This is a genomic window from Streptomyces yamdrokensis, from assembly GCF_053890455.1.
Map to the genome: position 1 here is coordinate 5,590,725 of NZ_CM132679.1, position 15,635 is coordinate 5,606,359.

Below are 15,635 nucleotides of genomic sequence, written 5' to 3' on the forward strand. Positions count from 1 at the left end.
CTTACGGTTGATCCCGGCATGCCGGGATCAGGAACGTCGGAACTCGAGGAGCTCTTGGGAATCTGAGTGGCTCTGCCAGGGAGAGGCCCGATTCGGATCGGGCAACCGGAGCAGCATACAACGGGTGAACCAGGAGAACGAAACCGGCATGGCAGCTCAGGGGCCCGCCCGGCCCGCTTCCGCCGACCCGCCCCCCGAGGTCTACGCTGCGTGCCACGTCCAGCAGCTCAAGGAGGCGCAGGTGGCGCAGGTGCCGCAGACATTCTTCGATGCTCTCGCGGTGCGTGCCTGGTGCGGACTCGCGCTCGACGCCCTGGGGCGCGCGCGTGAGGAGATCGACGCGATCAACGTCTACCCCGTGGCGGACGGCGACACCGGGACGAATCTCTATCTGACGGTCGAGTCCGCGGCCACGGCCGTCGAGGCGGTGTTCGCGGGGTACGAGGCGGACGGGCCCGAGGGACCCACGCTGGCGGACGCGGCCCGCGCGATGGCGCACGGGGCACTGATCGGCGCCCGCGGCAACTCCGGGACGATCCTGGCGCAGCTGCTGCGCGGAATGGCACAGGTGCTGGCCGGGGAGGCGGCCCACGCCGACGGCCAGGGGCTGGGGCGCGCCCTGCGGACCGCGGCCGACTCCGCGCGCCGGGCCGTGGCCCGTCCCGTCGAAGGCACCGTGCTCACCGTCGCCACGGCCGCCGCGGACGCGGCCGGCGGTGCGGAGGGCGACTGCGGGCAGGTGGCGCGGGCGGCCTACGACGGCGCCCGCACGGCCCTCGCCGCGACCCCGGGCCAGCTGGCGGTGCTCCGGCGCGCTGGTGTGGTGGACGCGGGAGGCAGGGGGCTGGTGGCGGTGCTGGCGGCCCTGGTGGAGACGTTCACGGGAGAGACGCCGAGAGGGACCGGGCCCGGGACGTACGGGAGCGGGACCGGAACGCACGCGCGGGCGGGGCACGACGAGAACGCCGGAACCACGTCTCCTGCCGGGTGCGCCGACGGCGGGGGAGCGGCGGAGGTGACGGCCACCGGGCCCGCCTTCGAGGTGATCTACCTCCTGGAGGCCGAGGACGCGGCCGTGGAGCGGTTGCGGCAGCGGCTCGACGGCCTCGGGGACTCACTCGTCGTGGTCGGCGGCGACGGACTGTGGAACGTCCACGTCCACGTCGACGACGCCGGAGCCGCCGTGGAGGCGGGGGTGGAGGCAGGGCGCCCGCACCGTATCCGGATCACGCACTTCGGCGCCGGTGACGCCCACGCCCCCGGTGCCGGCCGTCCGCCCGTGGAGCGCGTCGCGCGGGCCGTGGTGGCCGTGGTGCCCGGCGAAGGGCTGGCCGGCCTGTACACCGAGGCCGGGGCGACCACGGTGCTGGCCCGCCCCGGGGAGCCGCCCGCGAGCGGCGAGCTGGTCGACGCCGTGCGTCGGGCCCACGCGCACGAGGTGGTGCTGCTGCCCAACGACGCCGAGCTGCGCCACACCGCCGCCGCGGCGGCCGAACAGGCCCGCGCCGACGGGCTCAGGGTGGCCCTCATCCCCACCCGTTCCGCGGTCCAGGGCATCGCGGCGCTCGCGGTGCACGAGCCGGAGCGCCGCTTCGACGAGGACGTGGTGGCGATGACCTCGGCGGCGGGCGCGACCCGGTACGCCGAGATCACCGTCGCCGAACGGCAGTCCTGGACCATGGCGGGCATCTGCCAGGCCGGTGACGTCCTCGGCCTCGTCGACGGCGACGTGGCCGTGATCGGCGACGACGTCACCGCCACCGCCGCCGCCGTCCTGGACCGCATGCTCGCCGCCGGCGGCGAGATGGTCACCCTGGTCCTCGGCGACGAGACCCCGTACACCGTCGCCACCCACCTGGAGACCCACGTCCGCGAGGGTTACCTGGCCGTCGACACGGTCCTCTACCAGGGCGGCAGACAGGGTGCCCTGCTTCTCATCGGGGTGGAGTGAGGACGGGTCCCTCAGCGGGCGGCCGGAGCCGTGTCCTCGCCGGCTCCGCGCCCCGGCCGCCGGCGGCAGACGCCCGCGGCAGACGCCTGCGGTTGCCGGGCCGGGTACGCGCGGGAGACCGCTGCCACGGCAGTCCTGTTCAGTCCGGTTCCCGGACGTCCCGGTCACCGGATCCGCCGTGGTGCACCCGGCCACGACCCGTCGCCTCCGGTCCGGGTCCGGCGGGCACGTCCGCCGGGGGAGCGCCCGGCGGACGTCGCCGCGCGGCTCCGCGACACCGGGACGGGACGCCGGGGACGGTGCGACCGGGCCGCGGTCGGGGTGTTCCGCCGGCCCGACCGGCCGGACGACGTGGCGGGAGACAGTCGGGCGTCGCCGTCGCTGCCCCGTCCCGCACCGGACCGCCCCGCCCCGCCCCGGGCCGGCGGTGGGCCCGGCCGCGTGCGGAGGGGTTTCAGGGGCGGTCGGGCCCGCGCGGTCGTTGTGCGGTGGGCTCAGCTCTCCGCCGTGCCCCGCTCCTCCGCCGCCTCTTTCCCCGTGACGGTGTTCACCAGGTGTTCCGCCTGGGCGCGCAGGGTCCGGGCCGCCTCGTCCTCCTCGGGGGCGTTCCCGTGGGCGGTCAGGACGGCACGCGCGCGTGCCGTCGCGGCGGCGGGACGGCCCAGGTCGGCCTCCAGCCGGGCCGCGGCCAGTTCGGCCCGGGAACGGTCCTCAAGGGTGTCCGGGCCCAGCGGGGCGAACGCGGCGATCGCCCGGTCCAGCGCGGCCACCGCCTCCTCGAGCAGGGCCTTCCCGTCGTCGTCAGCGGTCCCGCCGCCCGCCGTCCGCACCAGCAGGTCCGCGAACTGCCGGTGGGTGTGGCCGAGCTCGGCGGTGAGCTGCACGCGGGTCTCGTCGTCCGGGGCCGCGGCCACCGCAGCCCCGCACTCCTCGACCGCCTCCGCCATCAGCGCGCGTGCCCCGTCGGGGCCGGCCTCCGCACCCAGCAGGAGCCACGCGCGGGCGCGCAACGAGCGCACCAGGCCGGGGACGTCGCCGACCGCGCGCCACAGCTCGCCCGCACGGTCGAAGGCCCGCTCCGCCTCCTCGGACAGGCCCGCCCGCTCCAGGCTGGCCGCGGCCAGATGGGCCAGCGTCGCGTGGTCCTGCTGCTCCGGCCAGTGCCGGGCGATCTCGGCGGCCTGCAACCGCCGCTCGGCGGCGGACCGGTGCTCGCCCAGCTCACCGAGGCAGTCCCCGAGCCACCACAGCGTCTGGACGACCGCCCCGTCCCCGTGCGTATCGGCCGTCACGTCGGGCAGGACGGACTCCAGCACCTCGGCCGCCTCGGCCCACCGTCCGAGCCGCAGCAGGAAACCGCCGAGCTGATGCCGCGCCCAGGCGCCCAGCGTCGCCCCCTCGCCCGCCTCGTCGGCCCAGTGCGCCGCCTCCAGGGCGTGGTCCGCGGCCTGAGCCACCCGCCCCAGCCCGCCGGTCACCTCGGCGAGCTGCAGATACAGCTGCGCCCGCCCGGCCGGCTCCAGATACGGCCCGCCGTGCTCCAGAGCCGCCCGCAGCGCCCGTTCGGCGCCGTCGACGTCACCGAGATGGTGGGCGAGCTGCGCCAGCCGGGCCTCGTACTCCACCGCGAACCACGGCAGCCCCGCCGCGACGAACGCCTCGGCGGCCCGCCCGGACAGCTCCGCGGCACTCTCCACGTCCCCGGAGCGCCCCGCCAGCTCGCCGAGCAACGCCTGCGCCTCGGCGGCCCGCGCGGCGAGCCGTACGTCCTCGCCGGTGTGCCCCTCCACGAACGCCGACACCGCGCGTACGGCGGTCACGGCCTCCTCCAGGACGGCGTCCTCACGGTCCTCACCGGCGGCGTGCACCCGCCGGGTCAGGATCCGCGCCCGCGCCATCAGTACCGACGCCGTCTGCCGCAGGCCCGTACCGCCGGCGGCGTACAACGCGAGGATCTCCTCGTGCGGTCCGGCCACCGCCGCCAGCGCCTCGTCCACCCGACCCGCCAGCGCATGGACGTACGCCGCACGCGCGCGTGCCGCCAGGGCCTCCCCGGGGTCGCCCGCCTGCGCGTACAGCTCGGCGGCCCGCTCGAAGAGACCGGTGGCCCCGGGGCCGAGGGCCATCGCCTCGTGGTCGGCGATCTCCGCACGGTCACGGGGCTCCAGGGTGACGTCGTTCCCCGCCGCCTCGGCCTCCTGCGCGGCGCGCGCCACCGCCGCCCACGCCTCCACGGCGTGCGGCCGCAGGGTGTCCGACATCCGCCGCGCCTCGACAAGCAGCGCGGACAGGGCGGGCAGTGCGGAGTCGCCAAAGGACTCCGTGCCGGCTGCCGCCGACGTCTCGGCGCCCGGCGTCACCGGCCGTACCGGGCGCTCGTACGGCCGTACCGGGGACGTGCCCGGCCGTACGCCGAGCGGCAGCCGGTCCACCAGCGGGCGGCGCGCCATCCGCGCGCGGGCCCGCTCGCTGACGTACTCCGTGCCGTTGCGCTCGTCGAAACGGGCCGCCAGAGCCAGCGCCCGGGCCCGCGCGTGCGGGGCCAGTTCCGCGGCGGTCCAGGTCCGCCCGGCCGGCCCGGCGACCTGGCTGCCGCCCAGGCCGAGCTCCGTCAGCCGGTCCATGAGCAGCGTCACCACGCTCAGGAACTCCAGCTTGCTGCGCGGATGCCCCTCGTCGGTGAAGTAGGCGGGCCGCTCCGCGAGCAGTTCGAGGGCGCGCGCCTCGTTGCCGCTCAGCGCACAGAACTCCACATGGTCCGCGTACGCGCCGCGCATGCTCTCCATGGGCCGGACCAGCCGGAAACCGCGCAGATGGTGGGCGCGCGCCTCGTCCACGCGGCCCAGCCGCAGCAGCGACAGCAGGGAGGACGCCAGGACCGTGTGCGGTTCGTGGGCGCAGGTGAACTCGCCCTCCAGGACCGGCCGCCACAGCCCGAGAGCCTCCGCGTCCCGCCCGTTGTGCGCCTGCCACCAGCCCTGCCCGTGCAGCTCGCACGCATGACAGTCGGCCATGGTGTCCCGGTCGGCGGCCAGCCACGCGGCGTACGCCCGCTCGGCCCGCGGCATGTCCCCCACGTGTGCGGCCACGCTGAACTCGGCGCTGCGCACCGCTCGTTCGGAATGGCCGGCCAGTCGGTAGCGGTGCTCCATCTCGCCGAGCCACTTCTCGATCGCGGTGAGCGGGATGTGCGGCTGGTCGAGCATGCCGGCCGACATCCACTTGAAGACCCAGTGCAGCGAATGCGTCTCGTACGCGTCGAAGTCCTCGGGGCGTTCGTCCCACATGCGCAGCAGCCGCGCGAAGGGGACGAACATCTTCCCCTTCTCCGAGCTGTAGTTGTAGACCTTCAGCTGGTGCCCGAGCGCCTCGATCACGGCGAGCGGGATGTCCAGCTTCTCGGCCTCGAGCAGCAGGTGCTCCGCACGCGCGTTGCGGGCCGGTCCCTCCGGCTGCTCGGAGTTCTCGCCCATCGCACGGCGCAGGGAATCGAAATCGGTGATCGAGCTCATCGGCCGGAGCCCCCCGTGGAGTCGTCGTGGGTGGCCCACTCCAGCAGGCCGAGGAACGCGCGGTTGAGCAGCGCGGAGTCGGCCGGCCGCAGCTGCCGCTGCGCCATGAGCAGCGCCTGCCCGTACAGGGACTCGACGGCGGTGCCGATGAGTTCGGTATCGCCCAGCGAACCGATGCGCCGCACCAGCGGGTTGAGATGGTTGAGCACCAGACGCGCCCGCGGGGCGCTGCCTCGCAGCGAGCCGAGAATGCCCGCCCACAGGTCGTCGGCCCCCGACTCCGCCTCGGCACGCGCCTGTTCGTGCCGGGACTCCCGGTCGTCCAGGTGCAGCGCGGGCACCGACAGCGGGTGGAACGCGCGCAGGACCACGTCGCAGCCCAGTGGATCCAGCCTGGCCCGCGCGGCGGCCAGGAAGCCCGACAGGGCCAGTTCCCCGGCCGGGTCCACCGCGTCCAGGTGGGCGGTGACCGTGTCCGCGTCCAGCTCGGCGACCACGGTGCCCGGCCGCACCGCCGGCAGCGCCTCGACCAGCTCGCTGTCGTACGTGTAACCGCCGTTGACCACGCCGATGCCCTGCGCGGACGCGATCGGCGCGACCTGCCGGTACTCCTCGACCGTGCGGGTGAAGTGCACCACCGGGTGCCGCTGCGCGAACTCCTCCAGGGACAGCCGCCCGTCCGTCGTCTCGAACGGCAGCCAGGGCAGCATCGTGCGCAGCATCTCCCGGTCGTGCCGTGCGAGCGCCTTCACACCCAGGTGGTGCACCGACAGGAACGCCGCAAGGCGCTCCGGGTCACCGGCGGCCAGCCCGGTCAGCCAGCCGCGGATCCGTTCGCCCAGCGCCTCGCGGACCCCGGCGAGCGTCTCGTCCTCGTACAGCGACTCGCGCGAGGCCGTGGGCCGCAGGCTGTCCGTGTCCAGGACGCAGCGCACGAAGAACGCCCAGTCGGGCAGCAGCTGTTCGGCCCGCTCGGTCAGCAGCATGCCCTTCAGGTGCACGCGGTGCCCCGCGCGCCGGGCCGGGCTGACCGCCGACGGCAGCACGTACGCCACTCCGCGCACCCCGGCCAGCGGCACGTCCAGGTCGACGGAGTCCAGCGGGGTGAATCCGAACAGGTCGTGACAGTGCCGGGCCAGCGCCACCCTGCGGGCGGCGGGGCCCGGGTACGCGCGGTCCCAGGGCGCGGGCAGCTCGGTGACCGCCTCCTCGCCCACCCGTACGTCGTACGGCAGCAGCGAGCCGAAGTCCCGGGCCAGCGAGAGCACCCGCTCCTCGGCCAGCCACTCGGCGGACCCGGTCCGCGCCACCAGGTGCACGGTGGTGCCCGGCTCGGGCCGCGCCTCGTCGGGCAGCGTCCGCACGGTGTACGAACCGTCGTCGCGCGCGGTCCACTCCACGGGCGGCGCCTCCGGGATCCGCGCACTGCGGCTGACGACGCGGATCCGCTCGGCCACCACGAAGCAGGCGAGCAGCCCGATGCCGAACTGCCCGAGGAAGTCGGAGCGGGCCTCCTGCAGTCCCTCGGCGCGCTTGGAGCTGCGCCCGATGGTGGCGAGCAGGTTGTGCACGTCCGCCTCTGTGAGGCCGACGCCGGTGTCCTCCACCCGCAGCCCGCCCGCCTCCACGGACAGCCGCACGTGTGCCGGGGCGTCCGGGTCCTCGGCGCGGCGGGCGGTGATGGCGTCCACCGCGTTCTGCAGCAGCTCGCGCAGATAGACCTTGGGACTGGAGTAGAGGTGGTGGGAGAGCAGGTCCACCAGGCCGCGGAGGTCGACCTGGAACGTATGGGGCGGCTGAGGTGAGCCGGATGGCTGAGAGATCTGGGAGTCCATCGTCACGGCGCCGGTGGGGGCTCTTGACGGCGCGGGGTCGGGCGGTCCCGGTGAGGCGGTGACCGCGGGGATGGCCGGGGCGTTGGCGCGTCATCCTAGAGCCCGGAAGACTCCGCTGACCAGGGAATTCCCGATCTGTTGGAAGGCGTCGAGGCACAGGTGTTCCCGCTTTGTCAGTGCGGTGGTGTGCAATGGATCCCGTGCCCGCACTGCAAGAACCGCTGCAAGAACCGTCGCGAGAACCACTGCAACAGCCGCTGAAGTCGGTGCTCGGTCCGCCCACCGCGAAGGTGATGGCCGAGCACCTCGGCCTGCACACGGTCGGCGACCTCCTCCACCACTACCCCCGCAGATACGAGGAGCGCGGCCAGCTCACCCATCTCGCCGACCTCCCCATGGACGAGCACGTCACCGTGGTCGCCCAGGTCGCCGACGCGCGGCTGCACACCTTCGCCTCCGCCAAGGCCCCGCGCGGCAAGGGCCAGCGCCTCGAGGTCACCATCACGGACGGCAGCGGCAGGCTCCAACTGGTCTTCTTCGGACACGGTGTCCACAAGCCGCACAAGGAACTCCTGCCGGGCACCCGCGCGATGTTCGCCGGCAAGGTCTCCGTCTTCAACCGCCGCCTCCAACTCGCCCATCCCGCGTACGAGCTGCTGCGGGGAGACCCGGAGGAGAGCGTCGAGACCTGGGCCGGCTCACTCATCCCGATCTACCCCGCCACCGCCAAACTGGAGTCCTGGAAGATCGGCAAGGCGCTCCAGACCGTCCTTCCCCGCGCTCAGGACGCCGTGGACCCCCTCCCCGGACCACTGCGCGAGGGAAGAGGTCTGGTCCCGCTCCCCGAGGCCCTGCTCAAGATCCACCGCCCGCACACCAGGGCCGACATCGAGGACGCCCGCGCCCGCCTCAAATGGGACGAGGCCTTCGTCCTCCAGGTCGCCCTCGCCCGACGCCGCCACGCCGACGGCCTGCTCCCCGCCGTCGCCCGCAGGCCGCGGCCCGACGGCCTGCTCGCCGCCTTCGACGACCGGCTCCCCTTCACGCTCACCGACGGCCAGCGGAAGGTCTCAGAGGAGATCTTCGACGACCTCGGCACCGAACACCCGATGCACCGGCTGCTCCAGGGCGAGGTCGGCAGCGGAAAGACCCTGGTCGCCCTGCGCGCCATGCTCGCCGTCGTCGACGCCGGGGGACAGGCGGCCATGCTGGCGCCCACCGAGGTGCTCGCCCAGCAGCACCACCGCTCGGTCACCGAGATGATGGGCGAGCTGGCCGAGGGCGGCATGCTGGGCGGGGCGGAGAACGCCACCAAAGTCGTGCTGCTCACCGGCTCCATGGGCGCGGCCGCCCGCCGTCAGGCCCTGCTCGACCTGGTCACCGGCGAGGCCGGCCTCGTCATCGGCACGCACGCGCTGATCGAGGACAAGGTCCAGTTCCACGACCTGGGCCTGGTCGTCGTCGACGAGCAGCACCGGTTCGGCGTCGAACAGCGCGACGCCCTGCGCGGCAAGGGCAAACAGCCCCCGCACCTGCTCGTCATGACCGCCACGCCCATCCCGCGCACCGTCGCGATGACGGTCTTCGGCGACCTGGAGACCTCCGTCCTCGACCAGCTCCCGGCAGGCCGCTCACCCATCGCCAGCCATGTCGTCCCGGCCGCCGACAAACCCCACTTCCTGGCCCGCGCCTGGGAACGGGTCCGCGAGGAGGTCGGCAACGGCCACCAGGCGTACGTGGTCTGCCCGCGCATCGGGGACGAGGAGGACGACCCGGGGAAGGCCGGGAAGAAGAAGCCCGGGTCTCCCGGGGACGACGCCGAGAAGCGTCCGCCGCTCGCCGTCCTCGACGTCGCCGACCACCTGGCGAAGGGCCCGCTGAGCGGCCTGCGCGTGGAGGTCCTGCACGGCAGGATGCAGCCGGACGACAAGGACGCCGTCATGCGCCGGTTCGCCGCCGGCGAGACCGATGTCCTGGTCGCCACCACCGTCATCGAGGTCGGTGTCAACGTCCCCAACGCCACCGTCATGGTGATCACGGACGCGGACCGCTTCGGGGTCTCCCAGCTCCACCAGCTGCGCGGCCGGGTCGGCCGAGGCTCGGCCCCAGGCCTGTGCCTGCTCGTCACCGAGATGCCCGAGGCGAGCCCGGCCCGGCAGCGGCTCGGCGCGGTCGCCGGCACCCTCGACGGCTTCGAGCTCTCCCGCCTCGACCTCGAACAGCGCCGCGAGGGCGACGTCCTGGGCCAGGCCCAGTCGGGCACCCGCTCCAGCCTGCGCATGCTCGCCGTCATCGACGACGAGGAGATCATCGCCGAGGCCCGTGAGGAGGCCACCGCGGTCGTCGCCACCGACCCCGAGCTGGCGAGCCTGCCGGGACTGCGTACCGCGCTCGCGGCCCTGCTGGACGACGAGAGGGAGCAGTACCTGGAAAAGGGCTGACAGACTGGGCCGGCCGGCCTCCGGACACCGGTCGGCACCGGCAGAACCAAGGACGACCGACGACCGACGACCGACGACAAGGACGAGGACATGACCCGCGTGATCGCCGGCCGGGCCGGCGGACGCCGCCTGGGCGTACCGCCGGGCAACGGCACCCGCCCCACCTCCGACCGGGCGCGCGAAGGCCTGTTCTCCACCTGGCAGGCCCTCCTCGGCGGTCCGCTGCACGGCGAGCGCGTCCTCGACCTGTACGCCGGTTCCGGTGCCGTCGGCCTGGAGGCCCTGTCCCGGGGAGCGGGACACTCCCTCCTCGTCGAGTCCGACGCCCGGGCCGTGCGCACCGTCCGGGACAACGTCAAGGCACTCGGACTGCCCGGCGCCGAGGTCAGACCGGGCAAGGCGGAACAGGTCATCCGCACGCCCCCGCCGGCCGAGCCGTACGACGTCGTCTTCCTCGACCCCCCGTACGCCGTCTCCGACGACGATCTCCGCGAGATCCTGCTCACACTCCGTACCGGGGGCTGGCTCGCCGACGAGGCCCTCGTCACCGTGGAGCGCAGCACCAGAGGCGGGGAGTTCGCGTGGCCGCCCGGCTTCGAAGCGCTCCGCTCCCGTCGTTACGGCGAGGGAACGTTTTGGTACGGTCGCGCCGCCGCTCCGTGCGAAGACGCACGATGACCGGACCGGAGAGCGAGGGATCACCAGTGCGCCGCGCCGTCTGCCCCGGGTCGTTCGACCCGATCACCAACGGACATCTCGACATCATCGCCCGAGCCTCGAGTCTCTACGACGAGGTCTACGTCGCGGTGATGATCAACCAGTCCAAGAAGGGCCTCTTCGAGGTCGAGGAGCGGATCGACCTGATCGGCCGGGTCACCGCCGAGTACGGGAACGTCCGGGTCGAGGCCTTCCACGGCCTGCTCGTCGACTTCTGCAAGCAGCGCGACATCCCCGCGATCGTCAAGGGCCTGCGCGCGGTCAGCGACTTCGACTACGAGCTGCAGATGGCCCAGATGAACAACGGCCTCTCGGGTGTGGAGACCCTCTTCATCCCCACCAACCCCACCTACAGCTTCCTGTCGTCCTCCTTGGTCAAGGAGGTCGCCACCTGGGGCGGCGACGTCTCCCACCTGGTGCCCCCGGAGGTCCTCTCCGCCCTCTCCGAGCGCCTCCGCAAGGACTGAGAGCGCCTGAGTGCCGCCCGCGCGCAATCCGGTCGCGCGACGGTACCGGGCGGGCCCGGGTCCCGGGGAGCGGGCCGGCCTCCGGGTAATTCGCCGGGCGGTGTTCCCCACCCGCCTCAGGGTCGTACAGTCGTTGCGTCCGTCTCCAACACAGCTGTAGAGAGTGGCGAGCACACGGTGGACGTGCAGAAGAAGCTGGACGAGATCGTCGACCTGGTCTCCGGGGCCCGGTCGATGCCCATGTCGGCCTCGTGCGTGGTCAATCGCGCCGAACTGCTCTCGATGCTCGAAGAGGTGCGCGCGGCGCTGCCCGACTCCCTCGCCCAGGCCCAGGAACTCATCGGCGGCCGTGAGCAGATGGTCGAGCAGGCCCGCCAGGAGGCCGAGCGGATCATCGAGGGCGCGCACGCCGAGCGCGGCTCCCTGGTCTCCGGCACCGAGGTCGCCCGCCGCTCCCAGTCCGAGGCCGACCGGATTCTCACCGAGGCCCGCCGGGAGGCCGAAGAGGTCCGTGCGGAGGCCGACGACTACGTCGACTCCAAGCTCGCCAACTTCGAGGTCGTCCTCACCAAGACCCTCGGCTCCGTCGGCCGTGGCCGCGAGAAGCTGCTCGGCACCGGCCCCGGGCTCGACGAGCAGGGCTACGAGGACGAGGACGCCCCCGAGCGCAGCCACGACCCGGAGACCCTGCGCCGCAGTGCCGACGAATACGTCGACGTCAAGCTCGGCGCCTTCGAGGCGGTCCTCGCCAAGACCCTGGAGGCGGTCGGCCGGGGCCGCCAGACCCTGCACGGCCGGATCGCCAGCGACGACCTGGGCGCCCTCTCCGAGGACATGACGACGGTCCAGCACTCCAGCGACGCCGACTACCTCGCCGACCTCGTGGCCATGGCGGACGCCCCGGCCCGGCGGCCCGCCCGGCCCCGGCAGGCCGTGCCCGACCAGCCCCGGCAGGCTCCGCCGGCCGCGCAGCAGGACTACGCCCAGCAGCAACAGGCGTACGGCTACGAGCAGCAGAACCAGCAGCCCGATCCGTACGGCGGCTACCAGCAGCAGTACGGCGGGGAGCAGGACCCGTACGGCTATCCGCAGCAGGCCGACCCGTACGCCGCCTACCAGGGTTACGGGACGCCGCAGCAGCCGGCCTACGACCCCGGCCAGGGCCGGCAGGACTACGCCCCGCAGCAGCAGAACCCGGCCGCCCTCGACGAGACCAGTCTCTTCGACACCAGCATGATCAGCGCCGAGCAGCTGCGGGCCTACGAACAGGGCCGCGGCAACGGCTGACCGCCCGGCCACGGTCCGGCCGGCGCCGCCCGGCACCCGCTCCCACGGCTGTCACCGGCCCGGATTGGGACGAGAGCCGAAGGTCCAGTATCCTGGCTCATCGGTCGTGTGTGCGCTGCGCTGACTTCGTAGACGTCCGCGATCCACGCTGCCCGGGACACAAGGGGGCAGCGTATCCCCGAGTTCGAAGATCGAAAGCAGGAATGGCTCTGAACGCCCGTCTCGACCACCGCAATCCCCTCGTGTTCGACACGCACGAGCTGGGACGGAGGCCGGGCGCGCAGCAGCGCCTGACCCGCTCGATCGAGGCGCCCGGGGACCTCGGGATCCAGGGAGTCATCGGAGTGCCGGAAGGCGCCCCGGTGGAACTCGAACTCCGGCTCGAGTCGGTCATGGAAGGTGTGCTCGTCACCGGCACCGCCCGTGCGACGGCCGAGGGGGAGTGCGTAAGGTGTCTGGAGCCGCTCGAGCAGGAGCTCGTCGCGGAGTACCAGGAGATGTTCTCGTACCCTGACGCCGACGACCGGGGCCGCGTGAAGGCGGAACCGGGCGACGACGCCGAGGACGACGAGGACAGGCTTTTCCTCGAGGACGGCATGTTCGACCTCGAGACCGTGCTGCGCGATGCGGTGGTGCTCGCACTGCCGATGCAGCCGGTGTGCCAGGACGACTGCCCCGGCCTGTGCTCCGAATGCGGAGCCCGGCTCGCGGACGACCCGGACCACCACCACGACGCCGTCGACATCCGTTGGGCGGCACTGCAGGGACTCGCCGGTTCACTCGAAGATGGCGAGAAGGACGAGATGAGCGGCGCCGAACCGGGCGTCGACGAGAAGCAGGAGAAGTAGCCGTGGCTGTTCCGAAGCGGAAGATGTCGCGCAGCAACACGCGCCACCGCCGGTCGCAGTGGAAGGCTGCGGTCCCCACCCTGGTTGCGTGCGAGCGCTGCCACGAGCCCAAGCAGCAGCACATCGCGTGCCCGTCTTGCGGCACCTACAACAAGCGCCAGGTCCTCGAGGTCTGAGCGGCTGGTGAGAGGCACTGTGTCCACGCCCAAGAAGCAGTCGCCCCGTGTGAGCGGGAGCGAATCGGCGGACAACAACCAGGCCTCGTCCCACACGCTTCTGGAAGGGCGGCTCGGCTACCGGCTCGAGTCCGCCCTTCTGGTGCGTGCGCTGACCCACCGTTCCTACGCGTACGAGAACGGCGGTCTGCCGACGAACGAGCGGCTGGAGTTCCTCGGGGACTCCGTGCTCGGCCTCGTCGTCACGGACACGCTGTACCGCACCCACCCCGACCTGCCCGAAGGCCAGCTGGCCAAGCTGCGGGCCGCGGTGGTCAACTCGCGTGCGCTGGCGGAGGTGGGCCGCGGGCTCGACCTCGGTTCCTTCATCCGGCTCGGTCGCGGTGAAGAGGGCACAGGTGGCCGGGACAAGGCGTCCATCCTCGCCGACACCCTCGAAGCGGTGATCGGCGCGGTCTATCTCGACCAGGGACTCGACTCGGCGGCGGAGCTGGTGCACCGCCTGTTCGACCCGTTGATCGAGAAGTCCTCCAACCTCGGTGCCGGCCTGGACTGGAAGACCAGTCTCCAGGAGCTCACCGCGACCGAAGGACTCGGCGTGCCCGAGTACCTGGTCACGGAGACCGGCCCCGACCACGAGAAGACCTTCACTGCTGCCGCCCGCGTCGGAGGCGTCTCGTACGGCACCGGCACCGGCCGCAGCAAGAAGGAGGCGGAGCAGCAGGCCGCCGAGTCCGCCTGGCGGTCCATCCGGGCCGCGGCGGACGAACGCGCCGAAGCGGCTGCCGTCGTCGAAGCAGCCGGCCCGGCCGTGGAGGCGAGCGCGGGGACAGGTGCGGAGACGATCGCCGAGCCTGCCGCCGACACGTCGTCGGCCTCCGCCTGACGATCCGTACGTACGCGCACCCGCGCACATGTCCGCGGATCACGCGGCACCCGCGAGCGTCGGGGTGCCCGCGACACACGCAGAGCGCGACCCGAGCGCCCGCCCCGGGAGGGGACGGGCACTCGGGTCGCGGTCGTGGGGACCGGTCCCCGGAGGGGAAAAGGAACCATGCCCGAGCTGCCCGAGGTCGAGGTCGTACGGCGCGGACTGGAGCGGTGGGTCGCCCACCGGACCGTCGCCGGGGCCGAGGTGCTGCACCCGCGCGCGGTGCGCCGCCACCTCGCCGGCGCCGACGACTTCGCGAACCGGCTGAAGGGCCACCGCCTCGGCGTTCCCAGCCGCCGCGGCAAGTACCTGTGGCTGCCCTTCGAGGACGCGGACCAGTCGGTCCTGGCCCACCTCGGAATGAGCGGCCAGCTGCTGGTCCAGCCGCACACCGCCGCCGACGAGAAGCACCTGCGTGTCCGCGTCCGCTTCACCGACACGTGGACGTCAGCCGCTGCCGCGGCGGGCGACACCGAGCTCCGCTTCGTCGACCAGCGCACCTTCGGCGGGCTCTCGCTGCACGACAACACCCCCGACGGGCTGCCCGACGTCATCGCGCACATCGCCCGCGACCCGCTCGACCCGCTCTTCGACGACGAGGCCTTCCACCGGGCGCTGCGCCGCAAGCGCACCACGATCAAGCGGGCCCTGCTCGACCAGTCCCTGATCAGCGGAGTGGGCAACATCTACGCGGACGAGGCGCTGTGGCGGGCCCGCATCCACTACGAGCACCCCACGCAGACCTTCACCCGCCCGCGCTCCCAGCTCCTCCTGGACCACGTCCGGGACGTGATGAACGCCGCCCTCGCGGTGGGCGGCACCAGCTTCGACAGCCTGTACGTCAACGTCAACGGGGAATCGGGCTACTTCGACCGCTCCCTGGACGCCTACGGCCGGGAGGGCCTGCCCTGCCGCCGCTGCGGTACGCCGATGCGCCGACGGCCCTGGATGAACCGGTCCAGCCACTTCTGCCCGAAGTGTCAGCGGGCTCCGCGCCTCTCGTCGTAGCGCTCGCGGGCCTGGAGCACGTCGTCCATCCTGCCCTCCAGGAAATGGATGAGGGACAGCACCCGCCGTGCCGCCTCATGGCCCAGCGGGGTGAGTTCGTAGTCCACCCGGGGCGGATTGGTCGGCTGGGCCTCGCGGTGCACCAGGCCGTCGCGCTCCAGCGCGTGCAGCGTCTGGGAGAGCATCTTCTCGCTCACGCCGTCCACACGGCGGCGCAACTCGTTGAAGCGCAGCGATCCCCCGCACAGCGCCCCGAGCGTCAACGCGCCCCAGCGCCCCGTCACATGCTCCAGTGTGCCGCGCGACGGGCACCCCTTGGCGAACACGTCGTAGGGGAGCCGCTGCGCCGCCGGGTCCTCCGGGTGCGGCCGCGTGGTGGTCATGTCTTCAGCGTACTTCGGTGCAGCGCTTACCAGCAGGTCGCACTCACCACACGACAGCGCCGGGAAGGCCGTGTGAAGA

At 73.1% G+C, this 15,635-nt stretch carries 12 protein-coding genes; 9 read left to right on the forward strand and 3 right to left on the reverse strand.

From position 1 onward, the window contains the following. Positions 1-241: 241 nt before the first annotated feature. Positions 242-1,951, forward strand: a complete 1,710-nt coding sequence (locus ACWZEH_RS24970; RefSeq protein WP_456199807.1) for a DAK2 domain-containing protein — start codon at positions 242-244, stop codon at positions 1,949-1,951. Between the two features lie 494 nt (positions 1,952-2,445). On the opposite strand, the gene ACWZEH_RS24975 is transcribed toward ACWZEH_RS24970, so the two are convergent. Both ACWZEH_RS24975 and ACWZEH_RS24980 read right to left on the reverse strand, forming a co-directional pair. Further along, on the reverse strand, positions 2,446-5,463 hold the full coding sequence (locus ACWZEH_RS24975; RefSeq protein ID WP_456193340.1) for a tetratricopeptide repeat protein: 3,018 nt from the start codon (positions 5,461-5,463) through the stop codon (positions 2,446-2,448). Next, positions 5,460-7,298 carry an HSP90 family protein gene (locus tag ACWZEH_RS24980; protein WP_456199809.1) on the reverse strand — a complete coding sequence of 613 codons (1,839 nt, stop codon included), beginning with the start codon at positions 7,296-7,298 and terminating at the stop codon, positions 5,460-5,462. Before ACWZEH_RS24980 ends, ACWZEH_RS24975 begins: the two co-directional genes overlap by 4 nt. Positions 7,299-7,489: 191 nt before the next feature. Between ACWZEH_RS24980 and recG the strand changes: the two genes are divergently transcribed. The 8 genes from recG to mutM all read left to right on the forward strand — a co-directional run bounded on the left by recG (position 7,490) and on the right by mutM (position 15,173). Then, positions 7,490-9,739 (forward strand): ATP-dependent DNA helicase RecG, encoded by a 2,250-nt coding sequence (recG, locus tag ACWZEH_RS24985; RefSeq protein ID WP_456193342.1) that lies wholly within the window; start codon positions 7,490-7,492, stop codon positions 9,737-9,739. Positions 9,740-9,829: 90 nt separating this feature from the next. Continuing rightward, positions 9,830-10,417 (forward strand): 16S rRNA (guanine(966)-N(2))-methyltransferase RsmD, encoded by a 588-nt coding sequence (rsmD, locus tag ACWZEH_RS24990; protein ID WP_456193343.1) that lies wholly within the window; start codon positions 9,830-9,832, stop codon positions 10,415-10,417. 26 nt (positions 10,418-10,443) lie between these two features. Next, entirely contained in the window at positions 10,444-10,923 is a 480-nt protein-coding gene (gene coaD, locus ACWZEH_RS24995) for a pantetheine-phosphate adenylyltransferase (protein ID WP_456199810.1), read from the forward strand. A 177-nt stretch (positions 10,924-11,100) separates the two neighbouring features. Beyond that, complete coding sequence (locus ACWZEH_RS25000; protein ID WP_456193344.1) at positions 11,101-12,210, forward strand: cell division initiation protein; 1,110 nt, start codon at positions 11,101-11,103, stop codon at positions 12,208-12,210. Positions 12,211-12,413: 203 nt separating this feature from the next. Next, complete coding sequence (locus ACWZEH_RS25005; protein ID WP_456193345.1) at positions 12,414-13,058, forward strand: YceD family protein; 645 nt, start codon at positions 12,414-12,416, stop codon at positions 13,056-13,058. Positions 13,059-13,060: 2 nt separating this feature from the next. After that, on the forward strand, positions 13,061-13,234 hold the full coding sequence (gene rpmF, locus ACWZEH_RS25010; RefSeq protein ID WP_003951102.1) for a 50S ribosomal protein L32: 174 nt from the start codon (positions 13,061-13,063) through the stop codon (positions 13,232-13,234). A 7-nt stretch (positions 13,235-13,241) separates the two neighbouring features. After that, on the forward strand, positions 13,242-14,120 hold the full coding sequence (rnc, locus tag ACWZEH_RS25015) for a ribonuclease III (protein WP_456193346.1): 879 nt from the start codon (positions 13,242-13,244) through the stop codon (positions 14,118-14,120). A 168-nt stretch (positions 14,121-14,288) separates the two neighbouring features. After that, positions 14,289-15,173: a bifunctional DNA-formamidopyrimidine glycosylase/DNA-(apurinic or apyrimidinic site) lyase gene (gene mutM / locus ACWZEH_RS25020; protein WP_456193347.1), complete on the forward strand. Its 885-nt coding sequence runs from the start codon at positions 14,289-14,291 to the stop codon at positions 15,171-15,173. On the opposite strand, the gene ACWZEH_RS25025 is transcribed toward mutM, so the two are convergent. After that, complete coding sequence (locus tag ACWZEH_RS25025; protein WP_456193348.1) at positions 15,146-15,556, reverse strand: winged helix-turn-helix transcriptional regulator; 411 nt, start codon at positions 15,554-15,556, stop codon at positions 15,146-15,148. The two genes, mutM and ACWZEH_RS25025, sit on opposite strands and share 28 nt — an antisense overlap. Positions 15,557-15,635 lie beyond the last annotated feature (79 nt).

Bases quoted from the DNA above. Each gene is read 5' to 3' on its own strand.
- ACWZEH_RS24975 (WP_456193340.1), bottom strand. From the start codon at position 5,463: ATGAGCTCGATCACCGATTTCGATTCCCTGCGCCGTGCGATGGGCGAG.
- ACWZEH_RS24980 (WP_456199809.1), bottom strand. From the start codon at position 7,298: ATGGACTCCCAGATCTCTCAGCCATCCGGCTCACCTCAGCCGCCCCAT.
- recG (WP_456193342.1), top strand. From the start codon at position 7,490: ATGGATCCCGTGCCCGCACTGCAAGAACCGCTGCAAGAACCGTCGCGA.
- rsmD (WP_456193343.1), top strand. From the start codon at position 9,830: ATGACCCGCGTGATCGCCGGCCGGGCCGGCGGACGCCGCCTGGGCGTA.
- ACWZEH_RS25005 (WP_456193345.1), top strand. From the start codon at position 12,414: ATGGCTCTGAACGCCCGTCTCGACCACCGCAATCCCCTCGTGTTCGAC.
- mutM (WP_456193347.1), top strand. From the start codon at position 14,289: ATGCCCGAGCTGCCCGAGGTCGAGGTCGTACGGCGCGGACTGGAGCGG.
- ACWZEH_RS25025 (WP_456193348.1), bottom strand. From the start codon at position 15,556: ATGACCACCACGCGGCCGCACCCGGAGGACCCGGCGGCGCAGCGGCTC.